The 19,105-nt window shown below is 52.7% G+C and carries 17 protein-coding genes; 7 read left to right on the top strand and 10 right to left on the bottom strand.

Annotation, left to right across the window (positions count from 1 at the left end; genetic code table 11):
• Nucleotides 1-31: 31 nt before the first annotated feature.
• Nucleotides 32-1,159 (top strand): endospore germination permease, encoded by a 1,128-nt coding sequence (locus tag MKY59_RS03600; protein ID WP_339276026.1) that lies wholly within the window; start codon nucleotides 32-34, stop codon nucleotides 1,157-1,159.
• 107 nt (nucleotides 1,160-1,266) lie between these two features.
• Here MKY59_RS03600 and bcp read toward each other — a convergent pair whose 3' ends face one another.
• The 4 genes from bcp to MKY59_RS03580 are packed head-to-tail and all read right to left on the bottom strand — an operon-like array spanning nucleotide 1,267 to nucleotide 4,406.
• The gene (gene bcp / locus MKY59_RS03595; protein WP_339276025.1) at nucleotides 1,267-1,731 is read right to left on the bottom strand and encodes a thioredoxin-dependent thiol peroxidase; all 465 of its coding nucleotides are present in this window, start codon (nucleotides 1,729-1,731) and stop codon (nucleotides 1,267-1,269) included.
• Nucleotides 1,732-1,773: 42 nt separating this feature from the next.
• Nucleotides 1,774-2,559 (bottom strand): ABC-2 family transporter protein, encoded by a 786-nt coding sequence (locus MKY59_RS03590; RefSeq protein ID WP_339276023.1) that lies wholly within the window; start codon nucleotides 2,557-2,559, stop codon nucleotides 1,774-1,776.
• Nucleotides 2,560-2,563: 4 nt separating this feature from the next.
• On the bottom strand, nucleotides 2,564-3,358 hold the full coding sequence (locus MKY59_RS03585; protein ID WP_236420826.1) for an ABC-2 family transporter protein: 795 nt from the start codon (nucleotides 3,356-3,358) through the stop codon (nucleotides 2,564-2,566).
• A 1-nt stretch (nucleotide 3,359) separates the two neighbouring features.
• Nucleotides 3,360-4,406, bottom strand: a complete 1,047-nt coding sequence (locus MKY59_RS03580; protein WP_339276022.1) for an ATP-binding cassette domain-containing protein — start codon at nucleotides 4,404-4,406, stop codon at nucleotides 3,360-3,362.
• A gap of 210 nt (nucleotides 4,407-4,616) precedes the next feature.
• On the opposite strand from MKY59_RS03580, the gene MKY59_RS03575 reads away from it, so the two are divergent.
• Nucleotides 4,617-5,660 (top strand): LCP family protein, encoded by a 1,044-nt coding sequence (locus MKY59_RS03575; protein ID WP_236420824.1) that lies wholly within the window; start codon nucleotides 4,617-4,619, stop codon nucleotides 5,658-5,660.
• Between the two features lie 298 nt (nucleotides 5,661-5,958).
• Complete coding sequence (locus tag MKY59_RS03570) at nucleotides 5,959-7,278, top strand: glutamate-1-semialdehyde 2,1-aminomutase (RefSeq protein ID WP_236420823.1); 1,320 nt, start codon at nucleotides 5,959-5,961, stop codon at nucleotides 7,276-7,278.
• A gap of 117 nt (nucleotides 7,279-7,395) precedes the next feature.
• On the opposite strand, the gene MKY59_RS03565 is transcribed toward MKY59_RS03570, so the two are convergent.
• On the bottom strand, nucleotides 7,396-8,790 hold the full coding sequence (locus MKY59_RS03565; RefSeq protein WP_339276020.1) for a PLP-dependent aminotransferase family protein: 1,395 nt from the start codon (nucleotides 8,788-8,790) through the stop codon (nucleotides 7,396-7,398).
• 175 nt (nucleotides 8,791-8,965) lie between these two features.
• On the opposite strand from MKY59_RS03565, the gene MKY59_RS03560 reads away from it, so the two are divergent.
• From MKY59_RS03560 to MKY59_RS03545, 4 genes are all read left to right on the top strand, one after another.
• Nucleotides 8,966-9,937 (top strand): DMT family transporter, encoded by a 972-nt coding sequence (locus tag MKY59_RS03560; RefSeq protein ID WP_339276019.1) that lies wholly within the window; start codon nucleotides 8,966-8,968, stop codon nucleotides 9,935-9,937.
• A 379-nt stretch (nucleotides 9,938-10,316) separates the two neighbouring features.
• The gene (locus tag MKY59_RS03555; protein WP_339276018.1) at nucleotides 10,317-11,435 is read left to right on the top strand and encodes an endospore germination permease; all 1,119 of its coding nucleotides are present in this window, start codon (nucleotides 10,317-10,319) and stop codon (nucleotides 11,433-11,435) included.
• Nucleotides 11,404-12,885, top strand: a complete 1,482-nt coding sequence (locus MKY59_RS03550; protein ID WP_339276017.1) for a spore germination protein — start codon at nucleotides 11,404-11,406, stop codon at nucleotides 12,883-12,885. Before MKY59_RS03555 ends, MKY59_RS03550 begins: the two co-directional genes overlap by 32 nt.
• Complete coding sequence (locus tag MKY59_RS03545; RefSeq protein ID WP_339276016.1) at nucleotides 12,882-14,084, top strand: Ger(x)C family spore germination protein; 1,203 nt, start codon at nucleotides 12,882-12,884, stop codon at nucleotides 14,082-14,084. The genes MKY59_RS03550 and MKY59_RS03545 overlap by 4 nt, the downstream gene beginning before the upstream one ends.
• Before the next feature lie 68 nt (nucleotides 14,085-14,152).
• Here MKY59_RS03545 and MKY59_RS03540 read toward each other — a convergent pair whose 3' ends face one another.
• The 5 genes from MKY59_RS03540 to MKY59_RS03520 all read right to left on the bottom strand — a co-directional run bounded on the left by MKY59_RS03540 (nucleotide 14,153) and on the right by MKY59_RS03520 (nucleotide 19,034).
• Complete coding sequence (locus tag MKY59_RS03540) at nucleotides 14,153-14,548, bottom strand: sensory rhodopsin transducer (RefSeq protein ID WP_339276015.1); 396 nt, start codon at nucleotides 14,546-14,548, stop codon at nucleotides 14,153-14,155.
• A 42-nt stretch (nucleotides 14,549-14,590) separates the two neighbouring features.
• Nucleotides 14,591-15,772 (bottom strand): rhamnogalacturonan acetylesterase, encoded by a 1,182-nt coding sequence (locus tag MKY59_RS03535; protein ID WP_339278317.1) that lies wholly within the window; start codon nucleotides 15,770-15,772, stop codon nucleotides 14,591-14,593.
• Nucleotides 15,773-15,847: 75 nt separating this feature from the next.
• The gene (locus MKY59_RS03530) at nucleotides 15,848-16,687 is read right to left on the bottom strand and encodes a carbohydrate ABC transporter permease (RefSeq protein ID WP_236420816.1); all 840 of its coding nucleotides are present in this window, start codon (nucleotides 16,685-16,687) and stop codon (nucleotides 15,848-15,850) included.
• A 2-nt stretch (nucleotides 16,688-16,689) separates the two neighbouring features.
• A complete protein-coding gene (locus MKY59_RS03525) occupies nucleotides 16,690-17,595 on the bottom strand; it encodes a sugar ABC transporter permease (RefSeq protein ID WP_236420815.1) in 906 nt (301 codons plus the stop codon).
• A 146-nt stretch (nucleotides 17,596-17,741) separates the two neighbouring features.
• On the bottom strand, nucleotides 17,742-19,034 hold the full coding sequence (locus MKY59_RS03520) for a sugar ABC transporter substrate-binding protein (RefSeq protein WP_236420814.1): 1,293 nt from the start codon (nucleotides 19,032-19,034) through the stop codon (nucleotides 17,742-17,744).
• Nucleotides 19,035-19,105 lie beyond the last annotated feature (71 nt).

The following is a 19,105-nucleotide window of genomic DNA, read 5'->3' as shown; positions in this document are numbered from 1 at the left end:
ACCCTTGCTTAACGAAAGGAATGTACGGCCCATGCAAATGAAAGAGAAGCTGACCATTCGGCAGTTTGCCGTGCTTACCTTTATGGTCATGATCGGAGACATGATCCTGATCTATCCGACCTTGGTTACGTATCCAGGACAGCAAGACGGCTGGATCTGCTCGCTGCTGGCCCAGCCCGTCGGTTGTTGCATTCTATGGCTGATGTTCAAATTGTACAAGGCTTATCCCGGGAAGACGCTGATCGAAATTTGTTACATCGCACTCGGTCGCTGGTTCGGGTTCGCTTTGGCTGTCTGTTACCTGTTTTACTTTCTCGTCGGAGCAGCCATATGCATTCGGGAAGTCGGCGATTTCTTGACCACCCAGATTTATCTCAAGACCCCGATTCGGGCCATTATCATCCTGCTCATCGCTTCGCTGACCTGGGGGATGCTCAAGGGGCTTGGACCGATCGGCAAAAGCGCGGAACTGTTGGCGCCGTTTGTCGTTATGGGCATGCTGATTTTAATCCTGGCCTTGCTCCCTCAAGCCGATCCTTCCCATTTAAAGCCCTATTTCGGCATTCCCTGGCTCTCTTTCGTAGATGGAATTATTCGGGGGGCCTTTACTTCCTATGGCGAATTGATCGTACTATCCATGCTGTTTCCCTATATCTCGAAAGGGCCTCACCTTCAAAGGGACATGTTAACCTCCGCATTGTTCGGCGGCATTCTTCTAAGCATGCTGCTGCTGGTGTCCCTGCTGGTGCTTGGCCCCATGCTAACGCAGCATAACATCTACGTTTCCTACATCCTCGCCCAAAAGATTGACATAGGCCGTTTTTTCCAACGGATCGAAGCATTGATGGCAATCGCTTGGCTGATCTCCACGTATTTCAAAAGCATGCTGCATATCTTCGCATTCATCGTGGGAACCGCGCAGCTCTTCAAAATGCAGAATTACAAGCCGCTGATTCTTCCGTCCATGCTGCTTTTCTTTGCTATGGGCGTGCTGATTGCGCCAAACATCATATTTTACACGCTCACGATCATGCCTGCCTGGTTCGAATTGGACATTACCGTAAGCACGGTCATTCCTCTATTCCTGCTGCTCATTCATCGGTTCAGAAAAAAGATTTCTGGCAAACCACCGCGCTCTGAAGGAAGCTATGACAGATAAATACCATCTGCGGCTCCTAGAACACTTGGAAAGATGTGCATGCCAAAAAGGCCGCTTTTACGGAATGATCCGCAACCACGACCTTTGGATTCACTTAAGATATGTGACTACAGCGCCTTTACCGCCTCGAGCGCCTCTTCGATATGCCCTTTAACGCGCACCTTGGACCATTGCTTCAACAGCTTCCCCTCTTCGTCAATCAGAAAAGTAGAACGGACGATGCCCATGTACTCCCGGCCGTACATCTTTTTAAGCTGCCACACTCCGAATTGTTCGGCCACGCTGTGCTCCTCATCCGACAACAGGACAAATGGAAGCCCATATTTGGCGATGAATTTGTCATGCTGTTTCATCGGATCTGTGCTGATGCCCAGAATCACCGTGTTCATCCCCTGGAATTCCTCATGTCGATCGCGAAAATCGCAGGCCTGCTGCGAGCAGGCAGAGGTTAAGTCCTTGGGATAAAAATAGAGCAGCACGCGTTGTCCGCGATAATCGGATAACTTCACACGTTCGCCCGAGCTGGACGGCAGCTCGAAATCGGGAACCTGCATGCCTTCCGTTACTGTCATTCTGCATTCCTCCTTCAATCCGTTTATGCGGACAGTGTCATGTTACGAACCTGCGCCGCGATATCGTTTCACGCCAAAATTCCATAATGTCAGTCCGATGGCCCCAAAAACGATTCCCATGACAGGCGTAAGCAAGGCCATCCGATGCATTTCGGCCCGGTCCAGGAACAAGGCCGCCGGATAAATGCCCACGAACGCAAATGGAATGATCCAGGTGAGCAGCACCTGAATGGCGCGATTGTAGATGGTTACGGGATAACGCCCGTATCCCTGAATGTTGTACATCAATGGCAAAATGCCCGTAGGCGCATCCGAATAAAAGGACAGCGACGTCAGAGCCGTATAAATCCCGGCATAGATCAGCACCGAGCTGATCGCGAGGATGGCAAGCGCCGGAATATGCCACCACTCCAGCACCAGTCCCATTTCGGCTCCGCTGAGAACCATGATGACAAGTCCGATGAACGATCCCACCAGTGCGGGCGGGTCCACGTTCTCCAGCAGGATTTGAAACAAATTGTGAGTCGGCCTGGTCAAAATGCGGTCCATCTCGCCCTTGACGATATAACGCTCGCTGAACCCCCACATGTTGATGAAACAGCTGAAAATGCCGTAAGGCACCATGAAATAACCGTAGACGAACAGGACCTCGCTTTCGCTCCAGCCGCCAAGATTATCGGTGTGTCGGAACACCACAAAGATAAAAATCAGGTTCGTGGCCTGAAAGAGCAGATCGGATATGATTTCAACCCAGAAGTCGGCCCGATAAGTCAGCCTTGTTTTCATGTAATTTTTCAAATATTCCCATACAAGTCCCAAATAGTACATTCCGTCACCCTCCTTGCACGAACAGACGCTTGCGCGCCTGGCGCCAGATCAGCACCATCGGAATCAACAGCACGACGAACCATAATACTTGCAGGCCCAGTACGTTCCAGATTCCCGTGCCTTCCACCCGTCCGGTAAACACGGAGCCTGGCAAATAGGTAATAGCCTGGAAGGGCAGCACCTTCATCACGGCCGCCAGCCAGCCCGGATACAGGCTGATTGGCACGATCAGGCCGGAAAACAAATCGACGACTACGCGTTTCATGCGCATCATGCCTTCGTTGTTTTCGACGAAAAACGCGGCCAGCCCCGTAATGACGTTGATCTGGGAGTTGATCAGGAAGCTGAAGAACAGCATGACCAGAAATCCAATCCATGCCGACGGTGCGGTCGGAAGTTCAACCGGGAACAGCAGGATCGCAATCAGCATCCCCGGAATCATGAACAGCAGAAAACGGAATACGCCTTCGCCGAGCCCCTGCATCATTTTGACCATGACATAGTTGATCGGTCGTATGAATTGGATCGCAATCGTGCCGTCCCGGATGTCCGCAGCGATCTCGCGGTCCAGATTGTTGAAGTAAAACGCCCGGGCCATCCAGGATACGGCCACATAGGTCGTCATCTGAGCTGCCGTGAAACCGCCAAGCTCGCCGCTGCTTCCATAGATAGCTTGCCAGGTGAAGTAATACACGCCGATGTTAAGCGTATATATCAGAATACCGGAATAATAATTGACCCGGTAGGCCAGCATGGTCAGAAAACGAATGCGTATAAAATCAAGATAAGCGCCGTTCATTTCAGGATACACCTGCCGCTTCGTTCTCGGCGCCTGCGATTTCAGGGCGATCCGCAGAACCGGATTGGTAGATGCTGCGCACAATCTCATCCGTATTGGTTTCGATGATTTGAATATCCGTAATGTCCGCTTGTCCCACTACCCGGGCCAGCACGTCGGACACGTTGAGCTCCAGCGGAATCCAAACCGAAGCCGACAATTCATTCTCCGCCGTCCAGCGCACAGGCAGTTCGGCAGTCCATTCCTGCATGCGGCTTAGCGGATAGGCCTTTCCGAATTTGAAGCGAATTTCGCGCTCCGTCCCCCACTGAGACTTCAGATGATCAAGCCCGCCATCATAAATGATATTGCCCGCATCCAGCATGATCACTCTGGAGCACAATGCTTCAATATCCTGCAAGTCATGTGTCGTCAGCAGAATCGTTGTGCCATGTTCTCTGTTCATGTCTTTCAAAAACTCGCGGATTTCCGACTTGACGACGATATCGAGGCCGATGGTCGGTTCGTCCAAAAAGACGATCCCCGGGTTGTGCAGCAGGGCAGCCACCAGCTCGCAGCGCATCCGTTGGCCGAGGCTCAATTTGCGAACCGGACGGTTCAGCAGTTCCTGCAGCTGCAATCGCTCAACCAATTCGTCCAACCGTTTGCGGAAATCGGCTTCTCCGACTTTATACACCTTCCGCAGCAGATGGAACGACTCGATGACCCCGATATCCCACCACAACTGGCTTCGCTGTCCGAACACAACGCCGATGTTCTGCACGAATTTTTCGCGTTCCTGATAGGGAACGTATCCGCCCACCGAGATGTGTCCCGAAGTAGGCATCAAAATGCCGGTCAACATTTTGATCGTCGTTGATTTCCCGGCACCGTTCTCTCCGATATAACCGCAGATTTCGCCCTGCGGAATTTGAAACGAGATATCGTTTACAGCCAACACTTCCTGGTATTGACGTGCAAACAGATCCTGAAACGCGCCCTTGAGCCCGCCGCGGCTCTTCTGCACGCTGAATGACTTGCGCAAATCTTTGACATCAATCGCCAGCATGTTTATACCTCACTTGGATTTTGTTGAAATTGCTTGTAGCCCAAAAAGAAATTATAATGGTATCAGTCAAAATTCAGCAAGCTTTAATCATCTGCGAGGTTTTCACTCTTTTCGCATTTGTCGTGAAGGGGAACTGAACGGAAGACCTCGGTCTGATTCAGCGTTTGGACTTATTTTGTTCTTTCATTTTGAATACAAAGGAGAGCTAGCATGACCAGAAAGACGAAGAGAACCATATGGATTTCTCTTGCCGCCTTCATCCTGCTTGTTGGCGGAGCGGCGGCATTTTATTTCGGTTCTATTCTGAATCAATTGAATGGCTTGCAAAAGGAAGGCGACGAATCTCCGTTTGCCGGCATTGAAAATGTCGAAAAAGTAAATACGCCGGATCCGCCAAAATGGGAGGGTACGGATACCGTAAATATTCTCGTGATGGGCGTTGATGCGCGCGGACTAAAGAAAGGCGAAGTCCCCCGTTCCGACAGCATGATGGTTGTATCGCTTGACCCGCTTACGAAAAAGATCAATCTCTTTTCCATTTTGCGGGACACCTATGTAAATATTGAGGGGTACGGCAAAGAGCGAATCAATACCGCCATCACCCATGGTCCGAATGTGGCCATGAACGCGGTCAGCGACCTACTGGGCATCCCTGTCCAATATTATGTGTATACGGATTTCCAAGGATTCATCAAACTGGTGGATGCGGTTGGAGGCGTCGATTTCGATGTCGAGAAGGACATGCACTATACGAGTAAAGCCGACAACAACGAATATGATATCGACCTGAAGAAGGGCTATCAGCACCTGGACGGCGAAACGGCCCTGATGTATGTGCGTTTCCGTCATGACGCCATGTCCGACTTTGCGCGTTCGGAGCGCCAACGCGAATTTCTGAAAGCCGTTGCGGCGAAAATGCAATCGACCACAACGATTGCCAAGCTGCCTAGCATTTTGGAGGAGGTCAGCCCTTACGTCGATACGAACCTGACTCTTTCCGACATGTGGAAGCTCGGCGGACTCGGGTACCAGAGCAGCATGAACGGCAGCGAGCAAGTTCCGCCCATGGACTTGCTGAAAGAAGAGCGCACGCCAGGCGGCGCCCAGGTTCTGACCGTAACGAGCGAAGAGAAATTGAAGCAGCATGTGCAGGATATCATCCATCCGCCTGTGGAGCAGAACGACAGCCAGGATGCGGCCAATGACAAGACGGCCAGCGGTGATGATCAGGATACCGGGCAGCCTGCACAATAAAAGTTCACCATGCAAGATCACGCTTTGCCAAAGGCAGCCATCCGGCTGCCTTTTTTGCTGCTGTATTCCGCCTGGTTTCAGCATGTTTGTCGCGGGATCGGTGAATTCTAAGGAGGTGGAAACGACTTCTTAGGAGCGTTCTGCCTTCGCAGAGGCTGCTTCAACAAACGTTTTTGTCCGGTTTCGCCTGATTTTTGTGCAAATCTTCATTTGATCTTGCATGCCAAACTGGTATTGTTATATATGACTTTTATCAAAAGCAAACCGATATTTCTATATTACGAAAGGAAGTTATTCCATGAATCCATCACGTTCCCGCTCCGAGGTTTTATACAACGAAGCGCTTCAACATATCGTCGGAGGCGTCAACAGCCCTTCCCGCTCATTCAAAGCCGTGGGCGGCGGTTCGCCTGTGTTTATGAAAAAGGCTCAAGGCGCCCACTTCTGGGATGTGGACGACAACCGCTACATTGATTACCTGGCAGCCTACGGACCGATTATCACCGGGCATGCGCATCCGCATATTACCCAAGCGATTGCGGAAGCGGCCGCCAACGGCGTGCTGTACGGCACACCGACCGAACTAGAGATCAAGCTGGCCAAAATGCTGAAGGAAGCCATTCCTTCGATGGACAAGGTCCGCTTCGTCAACTCGGGCACGGAAGCGGTCATGACCACGATCCGCGTCGCTCGCGCTTACACCAAACGCAACAAAATCGTGAAGTTTGCCGGATGTTACCACGGCCACTCCGACCTGGTGCTCGTTGCTGCAGGCTCTGGCCCATCGACGCTGGGCATTCCGGACAGTGCCGGCATTCCGACGAGCATTGCGCACGAGGTCATTACGGTGCCTTACAATGACCTGGACGGACTGAAAGAAGCGTTGGAACGCTGGGGCGATGATGTAGCCGCCGTTATGGTTGAGCCGATCGTCGGCAACTTCGGCATGGTTATGCCGAAACCGGGCTTCCTCGAAGGCCTTTGCGCCATGGCCAGAGCCAATGGCTCGCTCGTCATTTACGATGAGGTTATCACGGCATTCCGTTTCCACTACGGCTCCACCCAGACGTATGCCGGATTGGAAAACCATGCGCAGATTGAACCGGATCTGACGGCCCTGGGCAAAATCATCGGCGGCGGCCTGCCGATCGGAGCCTATGGCGGCAAAAAACACGTGATGGAACAAGTCGCGCCGCTCGGCCCTGCGTATCAGGCAGGAACGATGGCTGGCAATCCGGCTTCCATCTCCGCAGGCATCGCCTGCCTGGAGGTTCTTCAGGGCGAGGGCGTGTATGACGAGATGGAACGTCTGGCGACCGAACTTACGGCCGGCCTGCAAGCTTCTGCGGACCGCCACGGCATTGCCCTGACGATCAACCGCATTCGCGGTGCGTTCTCCACCCATTTCTGCAGCCATCCGGTAACGAACTACGATGAAGCCCAAGACACGGACGGCGAGCAATTTGCCGCGTTCTTCCGCAACATGCTGGATCGCGGGATCAACCTCGCTCCATCCAAATACGAGGCTTGGTTCCTGACGACCGCGCATACGGATGCGGATGTGCAGCAAACGATCGAAGCCGCCGAAGCTTCGTTTAAAGCGATGGCACAGGCGTAGGGAACGGCGGACCCATTGAACGCAAACAAGGCGTATGAACACTGGCTTGTCCAGTTTGCTCATACGCCTTTGTTTTTGCGAGCGAAGCACATGTTGGAGCCGCTGTCCGCTGCCACCTTAACCTTTCGACGTTCTTTGTCCAGCAGCGTCCAGCTTCATGATCTCCTCGCGAATGATGTCCATGCCCTCGGCAACTCGCTGGCCAGGCACGTTGGAAATGTTGAGCCGCAGCATTTTATCCTGCTGCCGCAAAGCGTCCGGATAATACCGTTCCGTTGTATCCACTAATACGCCGCGTTTCTCCAAGCGCGATACCAGCACAGCCAAAGGCATCCTCTCAGGCAAAGGCAGCACCGTATGTTCTCCTCCGGTACGCGGCGCCTCCGCAAACGGAGCAAAATCGGGGAAGCGATCCAGCTGCTCATGCACCTTGCGCATGCGCGCGGCATACCTGCCACGAATCACTTTGCCATGATGGGCGAACATTCCGCTTCGAATATAGATTTCGAGCGCCGCCTGCGACAGCAGCGAAGTATCGATGTCCAGCATTCTCTTATGGGCCCCGAACAGCGGAACAAGTTCATGCGGCAGCACGGCGACGCCAAGGCGCAGCCCGGGAAACAGAATTTTGGAATAACTCTTTAAATAAATGACCCGCCCTTCCGTATCGGCAGACCACAACGGGTCTTGCTTCGAATCGCTCTCCAGATCGGCGAGAAAATCGTCCTCCACCAAATATACGTCATGCTTTTGCGCCAGGCGGATCAGCCTCTTTTTTTCATTGGCGTTCAAAGATGTCCCCAGCGGGTTATGAAAGCGAGGCATCACATAGAAAAACTTGATATCGTCTTCCTTGAAACTCCGCTCCAGGTCTTCCCAATCCAGACCGTCCACCGTTCTCTTGACCCCGGCAAAGGGTACGTTAAGCCCCTTCAGCAAGGGAGGCATGTTGTGATAGCCCGGAAGCTCGATCAGCACCCGCCTCTTCCCGTTCGGAAAATCCATGAGCGCAAGCACCGCAAGCGCTTGTTGTACCCCTGACGTGATAAACATCTGCCCGGCTTGCGCGAACACCTGATAATCGGCGAACTGTTTGGCCAACAATTCAATCAATGAGGGCAAACCGCGGTCGGTGCCGTAACGAAACAGCTCAGCTTGTTTCTTCTCCATCGCCTGGTCCACACAATGGCGAAAATCGGCATACGGAAATACGCGCGAATCCGGCGCGGCCGAAGCAAAATCGAGCGGCCCTTCCCATTTCCCTTCTTCCGGCCCTCCACCATTAGGCACCGCATAATATCCCGATTGTGGGACCGCATACACTAGATGGCGCCGCTCCAGCCATTCGTAGGCACGCAGCACGGTGCTGATGCTGCATTGATACTGCTTGGCCAGCGATCGAACGGGAGGCAGCTTGATGCCCCTCTCGTTCCAACTCCCCAGTCCCTGCCGTGCTGTTTGCTCTTGCATCCATCGTTCGAGCGATCGCGCAATGGTTTCATATTTTTTCACATAAATCCTCCTAAACTGTACCGGTACAATCGATGTTTTTCATCATTGTACCACGCCTTGTCAGGGCGTATATTGAAAACGATCATACAACAGATGCTCTTGCAGATGACGGAAGTTTGTTTGGCATTGCACTTCGCTGTCCGAGCTGCAATCACTCACGATTGGAGGAAATCACATGAAACATACGTCTGTCCGGGCTTACGCTTACGTTGCAGCCGTTTTATATGCCATGATTATCGGTTTATCCTTTATGTTTGCCAAAATGACGGTGGCCGTCGCTCATCCGCTCGACGTGTTAGCCCATCGCTTTGCTCTTTCCCTGATCGTTGTCAGCATGCCGATCGCGCTCGGCATGGTGCGCATCCGCTTGTCTGCCAAGGATTTATGGCGAATCATTCCGCTAGGTCTGCTGTCTCCCGTCCTGTTTTTTGCTTTCCAGACGTTCGGGCTCGTCACGTCCAATTCCTCTGAAGCGGGCATTATCCAAGCACTGGTCCCGGTGTTTACGCTTGTTCTCGCTTCGCTCTTTCTGAAAGAACGAACAACACTGGCGCAAAAACTGTTTCTGCTGCTGTCCGTATCCGGCGTCGTCTTTTTGTTTGCTATGAAGGGGGCATCAATGTCCATCGGCAATGTGAAAGGAATCCTGCTGCTCCTGCTCTCCACCGTCTCCTTCGCCGGGTATGGAGTGTTGGCCCGGCCTTTGACCCGAAAATACAAACCGCTGGAGCTCACTTGGGTCACCTTGATGATCGGCTGCCTTGCCTTTAACGCGGTTTCCCTTGTCCGTCATGCCTACTTAGGTACGATGGCCGAGTATGTCCAGCCTTTGGGAAATGGAACATACCTCATGGCACTGGCCTATTTGGCGATACTGTCTACCATGTTCTCGACGCTGCTGTCCAGCTTCGCGCTCACCCATCTTGAAGCGTCCAAAATGAGCGTATTCAGCAATCTGTCCACATTGGTGTCCATTGCGGGAGGAGCATGGATCTTGCATGAACCGGTCAGCGGGTACCATGTCATCGGAGCCTTGCTCATCATTGCGGGCGTGCTCGGCACCAATTTAAGCGGCAAAAAACAAGGGCGGTCAAACACGTCAAATCATCAATCTCCGCTCCATGCCGAACGAAGCGCACAGAGCTGAATAGACTTGAGCGTCAAGCCGGATGCTATATAAACCGCAAAAAAGATACACACGTTAACGGAGGGGCAGAACCAATCTGGAGAAGCGAAGCGGTCTAAAAGCTTTCTGAAAGAAAGCTGCTTCGGAAGCATAGGCTGTTCACCGGATTTCCCCTTAGCAAAAGGGCATTTGGATAAATCTGGGGATAACAGAGATCGGAAGATGGTACTGCACTCGGAGTGCCCTGTGTGATTGTTTAGTGTGGTTTATATAGCAAGAAATGCAACAGGGGTCCGGAGGCAATCGCCTCTCTTATTCGGTTTGACGGTATGAGATGGCTTCATCGCGTTAACAATGCTGAGAGCGGCATATCATTCATCCAGGAAAAGAGTGCTCTCCCATGAAACCGATGAAGCCTTCGTTTTTGCAAGCCATGATGCTCATCATGTTAAGTGTCGGCCTGATCAGCCACGTTCTGATCATCCCTGCCCTGCTGGCGGCAGCCAAGCGGGATGCATGGATATCAGTGCTTGTGTCTGCAGGCCCTTTTTTGCTATTCGTCCTTATGTTGGCCTACGTCTCCCGCCATCTTCAGCATCAGACGCTGCATGAATGGTTTACGGACCGGCTCGGGAGACCGGTCGGCCTGCTATTGAAGATCACCAATAGCCTGTTTTTCCTCTCGGTGATCTATTTCACGCTTCATGACACAACGACCTGGGCCAAAACCAACTATTTGCAGGACACTCCCGTAATCGCCACAAGCATCGCCTTGATGGCAGCATGCGGGTATACCGCTTATAAAGGCATGCGCGCGATGGCCTTTACGGCAGGCCTTCTGCTGCCGCTTGTTGTATTGCTCGGTTTTTATGTGTCCATCGTCAATATGCAATACAAAGACTATTCTCGTCTGCTCCCCTTGTTGGAGAACGGATGGCCCCCTATTTTGAAAGGATCCCTCTATAGTCTGGCGGGTCTGTTCGAACTGCTCTTCATTTGGTACATCCAGCCGCATCTGAAATCGCGGATTCGAGTGTGGCAATACCTCTTGCTGGCCTGCATCATGGTAGGTTTGACGCTGGGCCCCCTGATCGGGGCTATCGTCGAATTCGACCCCTTTGAGGCTGCGCGGATGCGGTACCCGGCATTTGAAGAATGGAGAATCGCGTCATTAGGAAAGTACATTGCCCAAACCGATTTTTTCTCCATCTACCAATGGCTCGCAGGAGCTTTTACCCGAATCTCCCTCGCCATGTATATCGTGGTGGAGATATGGCATATTAATAGCGTTCGAAAAAAGGTGGCCTTGATCAGCACGTTAACGATCCTGATGTTTATGAGCATGCTGATTCCCTTTAATGACATCACGTTTGAGTCCTGGCTCGTTCATTATATTTTCCCTGCCAATATGCTGTATCTCGGAACCCTCGCCATTCTTGCCACAATCACTGCCTGGTTCAGCTCACGTTCCCAAAGGAGGAAACATCATGGAGCAGAAACAGAAAACGATAAAAGCTGAATCGCATGAATCCCTGCTCAGTTCCCTGAAAGAAACGTTCCGTGCCTGCGCGGACGTCGTGGTTCAAGGGTATCCTTCGGGAGAACTCCATCCTGAATGGCCCGTGATCCTCGTGTATTGCGAAGGGCTGACGGACCTCAAACAGATCAATCAGTATGTGGTTCCACGAATCGAGCATGTTTCACAGGAAAGCGGCAAGGCGCTGCCCACTGAATTGGGACTTGCTCTAACCCCTATTGCCCATATCGGGAATATTCCGGACATGAACCGGCTCATCTTCAGCGGACAGTTACTGCTGATCTTTGGTTCCGGCCAACCGGCATACAGTCTCGATATCGCTTCCGTGCCGGGGCGCTCACCCGAAGAATCGGCCATTGAATCCTCCGTGAAAGGTCCCCGGGACGGTTTTACGGAGGAACTCAGCACAAATATCGCGCTCATCCGCAAACGGTTAAAAAGCGACTCCATGTGTTACGAAAAATTCGTTCAAGGGGATCGTACCCAGACCTCCGTGGCCCTGCTGTACATTAAGGACGTCATCAATCCGGATATTTTGGAAGAGGCCCGGCGAAACGTAAACCATATCAAGATTGACGGCCTCATGGGCACGTCTGTCATCGAGAGGGGGGTGATGGGAGGCGTGAAAACCATCTTTCCGCTGACGGACAGCACGGAGCGGCCCGATTACGTGGTCAGCTCGCTGCTCAACGGCCGGTTTGCTGTAATGTTCGATGGCTCCCCGGTCGCCACCATTGCACCGACCACTCTCTTTAACCAGCTTAAATCCCCTGAGGATGAGAGCACTCCTTTTTTTATCGTGACGTTTGAGCGGATTTTGCGGATCGCCGGACTGCTGATTGCCTGTTTTTTTCCGTCGTTTTATATCGGGCTGACCAGCTTTAATCTGGAGCAGGTTCCCCTGCCGCTGCTGGCAACCATCGCGGGTACGCGGATGGGCCTGCCCTTGCCCGTCACGCTGGAGGCATTTTTGATGATATTTATGTTCGAACTGTTCAATGAAGCCGGCCGAAGGCTCCCCAGAGCCCTTGGGCAAACGGTCAGCGTCGTCGGGGGGCTGATTATCGGGGATGCCGCGATCCGCGCCGGAATTACTTCCCCCACCATTATCGTCACGGTGGCGATATCGGTCATCTCCAGTTACATTCTGGTGAATACGGTGCTGAGCGGGGTAACGTCCCAAGTTCGCATTTTCTTGCTCCTCTTTTCCACCACTCTTGGCCTGTACGGTTTCATGATCGGATTATTTGTGCTGCTCGTCCATCTCGCTTCGTTGGAATGTTACGGCGTTGCCTATCTATCCCCGGTCTCTCCTTACATCCCGGGAGATTTCACGCAATCGGTGTCGATGCTGCCTTCCAAAGACCGGGTTAACCGCCCGGCTGCCCTGCGTACGCAGGACTCGACGCGTACAGGAGAGGATTCTTCATGATGCAGCCGCAGCTCCGTTTCATAAACCGCTTCGAACCTTTGAAATCTAAAGTGCTTGTTCTGGTACTTCTATGTGCAGCAGTCCTTCCATTATCTGGATGCTGGGATTCCAAGGAAGTGCAGAGCATCAATTTCATTACGGCCCTCGGTATCGATTATGCAGAGGATCACTATATCGCATATGCACAAGTCATAGATTTTTCGAGCATAGCCAAGCAGGAGGGACCAAGCCAGCGGGAGGATAGCGAAATCTGGATCGGGCAAGGCAAAGGAACAACGTTGAATATGGCTATCAACGATCTCTATCGCAGTTCGCAGCAGCAAACATTATGGACGCATGTCAAAGCAATCGTGCTGAGCGAGAACGCACTGAACAGCAAACTGACCGATATTTTCGACACGCTGCTGCATTCGGGCCAGTTACGGTATACACCATGGATTTATGGAACAAAGGAAGAGATCAACAAAGTGTTATCGCCCTCTGCTCTCTTGAACCAGTCCATGCAGACCATCGAATTGTTTGAGCCGATGAAGCTGTACAAGCAGTACTCTTCCTTTGAGCCTATACGATTGCACCAGCTTTTGGACGGATTCCGCGAGCCTGCCTCAACGATTCTCGTTCCCTCGATCACCTCCGTGAATACGACATGGGTCCAAGGGGAACGAAAACCTCCGCTGATTCAGACGGATGGATTCTATGTCGTTTCAGGCGGACATAATCAGGGAAGGATCGAGGAACAGCACGCTTTCGGTGCCCGATACGTCAAATACGGGAAAGTCTACCAGTACCCTTTATACGTATATGCCGAGGACAAAAAAGTACCGCTCCTCTCGCTTTCGCTTCGCGATCCGCGCACGATCGTCAAAGCAGTACCGGAAGGGAACGGTATTCGTTTTGACCTTACCACTTTGGTGAACGGATCGATCATCGAAGATCACGGGAAACCAAGTTCCGTTCGGGAAATGGAACGGCTCGCTGCGCAGCAAATTCAAAAGGATATCCGCCATACATTCAAGATCGCCCAATCCCGCCGCGTAGACGCTTACGGCCTAGCCGAGCATCTATACCGCCACAATCCGGAATTGTGGAAGAAGCATGCCCGAAACCGGGCAAATCCCGTTACCGATTTTAAATTGGGAAAGGTTGAAGTGCAGGTAAACATTATGAATGCGAGCACGTACAAGTACAACTCCTCCTGAAAGCAAAAGAAGGTTCCTGTCCGGAAATCCGGAATGGGAACCTTCTTCGTACATCAGGGATAATCTGCTTATGCGATCGGAAAGGCAACAACGCTCATCAATGCCAATTCGGATTGCGTTGTATCCAACCGGCTGTACTGCACGATAATCGGCACGTTGCTGGATACCGTAATGGCATAGGGCACGCCTGCCGGAATGGTTTGGTCGTTCGCTTGAAGGGAAGCCGTGCGAATATGTTTGGTTCGTCGTCCCGGGACGACGGCTTTGATGTGTTCCAGAGGCTCGCGATCTTCAAAAAAAATGGTGATCTCCAGCTCTGCATCCTGGATTCCCGTATTCAGCACGCAAATGCTCTCGTGGCTTTCGAGCGAGCCGCTGCTCTCCGGCGGAATATAACCATCGGGGATGACCCAAAACACATGCCCCTTCGCGTCATGAACTGCCGTTTCTGCATGATCTGTCATGATTTGGTCTGCCTCCTTTGGGCTGGTTAAGCTAACGTTTGTTTACCGCAAATACATCTGCAGCGGCTGCAAACGGAGCTCGCGAATGGCTTCCGCCACCTGCTGCGCAAGACGGTGCGCCCCGCGTTCCTGAAAATGCGTGTTATCCTCTACGCCTCCAGGGAAATTCAAATACTCACCGGGCAGCACCCACATAAAGTCCTCTTTGCTGCCCTCCACGCCCGCCTGCTCGAACAATATCCGGCTTCGCTCAGCGAGATCGATCAGGGGCACGTTTTCCTCCGCCGCCAGTTCCCGCACGGCCACGATATAATCGCCATGCGTATCGGTGAGCTTCCCGTCTTCCCCGAAGTAGCGCCGATGAACAGGCGTAATGAGTACGGGGATGGCATGAGCCTCGTGTGCGGCATCGATGTACTTTTTCAAATACTGCTTATACGTCGTGAAAGGTTCAGTTCCCCGCGCGGGGTCCGGCTTTTCATCGTTATGTCCGAATTGGATGAACAGAAAATCGCTGGGTTTGATCTTTTCAAGGATGGCGTCCAAACGCCCTTCGTCGATAAAGCTGCGCGAGCTGCGCCCCGAATGGGCATGGTTGTCGACGGCTACGTCATGCTTGAACTGCGCGGGCAGCAATTGGCCCCATCCGCAATACGGATACCCGCTCTCCTGCTGGTCCGTGACGGTGGAATCCCCCGCCAGAAATACCGTCATCGTCTGATCGGCCCGCGTAATTTCCAATGCATTGAGACGCGGAGCCGGACCTGAAAATGAAAGCCTTAGCTGCCCGCCGCGTACAACGACGGAGAAGCGCAGCTCCTGGCACTGTCCAGGCAATGTGCGAACAGTCGGCAGCATCAATCGGCCTTCTCCTGCTTTCACCCTCGTCATCGTCTCCGTGGCAGCATCCCCGGTTAACAATAGCACCTGATAAGTACCATCCGGCACATCCACCAGAAACGAGGCTTTGAGCGGGATGCAGAAGCTTGAACGAAGCTCGGCCTGTTGGCCTGCCGTGCCTTGTCCTCCACCGGTCCCTATCCCGTTCTCCAGCACTCGCCGCTTCTCGTAAACGAGCGAACCCGGTTCGAAGCCATACCCTACCTTTTCCGAATACAGGGCGTCGGCGCGAACGTTGACATACCCGTTAACGCCGGCACCCGGGCCGAAGTTGAACTTCCAGCTGGCAGACCTTCCGCTGTCGCCTTCTGCCGCTGTCGCCACAGCAGCGTTCTGGCCACTTCCGGTTTGATTCAATGGCAACAACCTCCCCTGATCAAATTGGTTGCGTTTTCACCATTATCCTTTCAACCCGCTGGTGCTCATTCCCTGCACAATCTGTTTCTGGAAAATGAAAAATACGGCAACGACCGGAACCAGACTGACGATCGACATGGCGAACATCGCTCCCCAGTTAGAGGCGGATTCGCTGTCCAGGAACATTTTGAGCGCCATCGACACCGTGTATTTATCCGGCGAATTCAGGTACAGCACCGGTCCGAGCAGGTCTTCCCATCTCCAGTAGAAGGAGAAGATCGCCGCGGTTGCCAGCGAGGATTTGATCAATGGCATGATGATCTGCAAATACAGCCTGAACTTGCCGCAACCGTCAATCGTGGCTGCTTCGTCCAATTCCTTCGGAATGGTGCGAATGAACTGTACCATGAGGAAGATGAAGAACGGCATCCCGAAAAAGGTAGGGACAACGATCGGCAAAATCGTGTTCAGCCAACCGAGTTTCGTGAAAATGATGTATTGCGGCACGAGCACGACGTCATGCGGCAGCATCAAGGTCAACATCATGATTCCGAACCAGAAGCCCCGGCCTCTGAAGTTCAGCCTTGCGAATCCGAAAGCGATAAGTGATGACGACAACACCGCACCGATGGTGGAGATCACCACGATAACGAGCGAGTTCGTAATATAGTGCATGAATGGTCTGCCTGCCGTTCCCTTCCAGCCGTCCGCGTAGTTGCTCCAGATCCATTCGGTCGGGAACAATGATTCGGCGGTCACGAAGATCGTGCGGCTTTCCTTGAAGGAGCTGAACAGCATCCACAGCACCGGGTACAGCATCAACAGGGCGAGGGCAGCAACGAATACGTGATATACCGGCCACTTTACTTTTCTCCATACCATCGTTACTTCTTCCCTCCCTCGGTCTCATAGAAGACCCAATACTTGGATGTGATGAACAGGATTGCCGTCAATACACCGATCATGAGCAGCATCATCCAGGCCATGGCCGAAGCGTATCCCATATTGTTGAACATGAACGCCTGGCGGAACAGATACAGCGAGTACAGCATCGTGCCGTCCATCGGGCCGCCTTCGCCTTTGGAAATGATATATGCAGGCACAAACGTCATAAACGCGCTGATCGTTTGCATGATCATGTTGAACAGGATGATGGGGCTCAGAAGCGGAAGCGTAATCCGGAAAAACTTTCTGACTGGGTTAGCCCCATCCACGCTTGCTGCTTCGTACATCTCCGGCGAGATATTTTTCAATCCAGCCAGGAAGATCAGCATCGAGGAACCAAACTGCCAAACGGACAGGGAGATCAGCATCACAAGCGCCGCATTCGGATCGCCAAACCAACTGATCGGTCCGATCCCGATTGCCGTCAATGCGCTGTTAATGACACCCTCGTTGCTGTAAATGTTGCGCCACATGATGGACACGGCCACGCTTCCCCCGATAATGGAAGGAAGATAATACAACGTTCGGTATGTGCCGACCATGCGGGAACCCGTATTCAGGATCATCGCCACGAAGAGGGCGAATATCAACCTCAGCGGCACGCCGATGAACACGTACAGGAAGGTGACCTTCACTGAGTTCCAGTATTTCGGGTCATCGAAAAACATCTTAGTGAAATTGTCCATGCCGATCCAGCGCGGAGAGGTAAACAGGTTGTAACTCGTAAACGACATGTACAGGGATACGAACATCGGAATCAGCGTAAAGCCCAAAAAGCCGATAATGAACGGGCTGATGAACGCGTATCCGGTCAAGTTATTGCGCAACGACGTATACCGCTTCAACGTAACAAACCTCCTTTATGGATTGCCTGCCGTCCCCACCTGCATCTCAATCTCGACTGGGACGGGACGGGCAAAGGCCCCCGCGGTTCGCGGGCAGCCTTCGATTCCATCCTCCCCGCGATGGGTGCGGGCAAAACATCGTTCAACTACTTCTTGTTGTTGGCCAAAATGGACTCTGCGTTGCTGCGGAACGTCTGCGCTGCCTGCTCCGGCGTAATTCTGCCGAAGTTCAGTTCCTCGACAACGTCAGCAAGGGAAGCAATCACTTCAGGCGATCCGACCGGCGGCGGCGGACTCATCGGAGAAGCCTTCGGTTCCATCGCGGCCACGAAGTCGAATACTTGTTTCGTCGGCTCGCTCAGCTCGGAAGCAATGGCTTCCTTGATGTTGCCGGAAATCGGCACACCGCGTTCCCCTTTGATCAGCTTGTTGGCCTCAACGTCGTTCACCCAGAAATCAATGAATTTCGCTGCTTCTTCCTTCACTTTGGAGTTGGACGTTACTGCCCAGTACATACTTGGCTGCATGTAAAGCCCTTTCTCCATGTCCGGCCCCGGCATAGGCGCGAATTCCAGCGGACGGTTGGCGACCTGCTGCACCGCCACGAACTGGTTGGACCACTGCCAAATACCGATGCCTGTACCTTTAACCAGGTCGGATTCCTCGATAATGCCTTTCGTTTGGTTCGCGATGTCCGGCGAAGGCGCAGCCTTTTGCTCGATCATGCGGCGCATCAATCCGAAAAATTCCACGAACAGTTTGTCGTCATCGTAACCAAGGCCGGTTCCTTCGGCATTATAGAGGGACAGCCCTTTGGTACGCAGGAAGTAGTGGAAGAAAATGTCCGGCGCCACGCCGCCGTCCAGATACATGCCTTTGGCCGCAACTTGTTTACCAAGCTCTTCATACGACTGCCACGTCATGTTTTCAGGCAGGGCATCTACGCCCGCTTTTTTCAACAAGGCCGGGTCGTATTGGAAGCCCAATACGTTTACCCCTGCAGGCACGCCGTATTGCTTGCCGTTGATGACTCCCGTACTGATTACGTTTTCGGAAACGTCATCGACTTTGATCTGGTTGCCCAGGTATGGGGCCAGATCTTCGAGCTGTCCGTTCTGCGCGTACTGGCTGATGTAGGAAATGTCCATCTGTACGATGTCAGGCAGCTGATTCGCGGCAGCCTGTGGAGCGAGCTTTTTCCAATAGTCGTCGAACGAGGCGTATTCCACGTCGATTTTGACGTTCGGATTTTTTTCTTTGTACAGGTCAATGACCTTCTGCGTATATTCGTGACGCGCATCCGAGCCCCACCAAGCGATTCGAAGGTTCACCGAGCCGTCCGAAGACGCGCCGCCCGATGAGCTTCCCCCTTCGGAGCTGCATGCAGCCGTAAATACAAGCAGCGCAGCCATCATCAGGAATATTGCCTTTTTCACCATGCCAATCTCCCCTTTTGTGTTGAATTGTATGAGGTGAATCGGTTACCCCGCTCAATCTGATAACGCTTTCA

Source organism: Paenibacillus sp. FSL W8-0426, assembly GCF_037969725.1.
Taxonomy (GTDB): domain Bacteria; phylum Bacillota; class Bacilli; order Paenibacillales; family Paenibacillaceae; genus Paenibacillus; species Paenibacillus hubeiensis.
Note: the sequence above shows the minus strand (reverse complement) of the source record. Positions and strands in the feature narration are given on the sequence as shown.

Coding starts and splice junctions, on each gene's coding strand:
- MKY59_RS03580 (WP_339276022.1), bottom strand. CDS start 4,406: ATGCTGGCGATTGATGTCAAAGATTTGCGCAAGTCATTCAGCGTGCAG.
- MKY59_RS03570 (WP_236420823.1), top strand. CDS start 5,959: ATGAATCCATCACGTTCCCGCTCCGAGGTTTTATACAACGAAGCGCTT.
- MKY59_RS03520 (WP_236420814.1), bottom strand. CDS start 19,034: ATGGTGAAAAAGGCAATATTCCTGATGATGGCTGCGCTGCTTGTATTT.
- MKY59_RS03530 (WP_236420816.1), bottom strand. CDS start 16,687: ATGGTATGGAGAAAAGTAAAGTGGCCGGTATATCACGTATTCGTTGCT.
- MKY59_RS03560 (WP_339276019.1), top strand. CDS start 8,966: ATGAAACATACGTCTGTCCGGGCTTACGCTTACGTTGCAGCCGTTTTA.
- MKY59_RS03600 (WP_339276026.1), top strand. CDS start 32: ATGCAAATGAAAGAGAAGCTGACCATTCGGCAGTTTGCCGTGCTTACC.
- MKY59_RS03575 (WP_236420824.1), top strand. CDS start 4,617: ATGACCAGAAAGACGAAGAGAACCATATGGATTTCTCTTGCCGCCTTC.
- MKY59_RS03550 (WP_339276017.1), top strand. CDS start 11,404: ATGGAGCAGAAACAGAAAACGATAAAAGCTGAATCGCATGAATCCCTG.
- MKY59_RS03585 (WP_236420826.1), bottom strand. CDS start 3,358: ATGAACGGCGCTTATCTTGATTTTATACGCATTCGTTTTCTGACCATG.
- MKY59_RS03555 (WP_339276018.1), top strand. CDS start 10,317: ATGAAACCGATGAAGCCTTCGTTTTTGCAAGCCATGATGCTCATCATG.
- MKY59_RS03545 (WP_339276016.1), top strand. CDS start 12,882: ATGATGCAGCCGCAGCTCCGTTTCATAAACCGCTTCGAACCTTTGAAA.
- bcp (WP_339276025.1), bottom strand. CDS start 1,731: ATGACAGTAACGGAAGGCATGCAGGTTCCCGATTTCGAGCTGCCGTCC.
- MKY59_RS03590 (WP_339276023.1), bottom strand. CDS start 2,559: ATGTACTATTTGGGACTTGTATGGGAATATTTGAAAAATTACATGAAA.
- MKY59_RS03540 (WP_339276015.1), bottom strand. CDS start 14,548: ATGACAGATCATGCAGAAACGGCAGTTCATGACGCGAAGGGGCATGTG.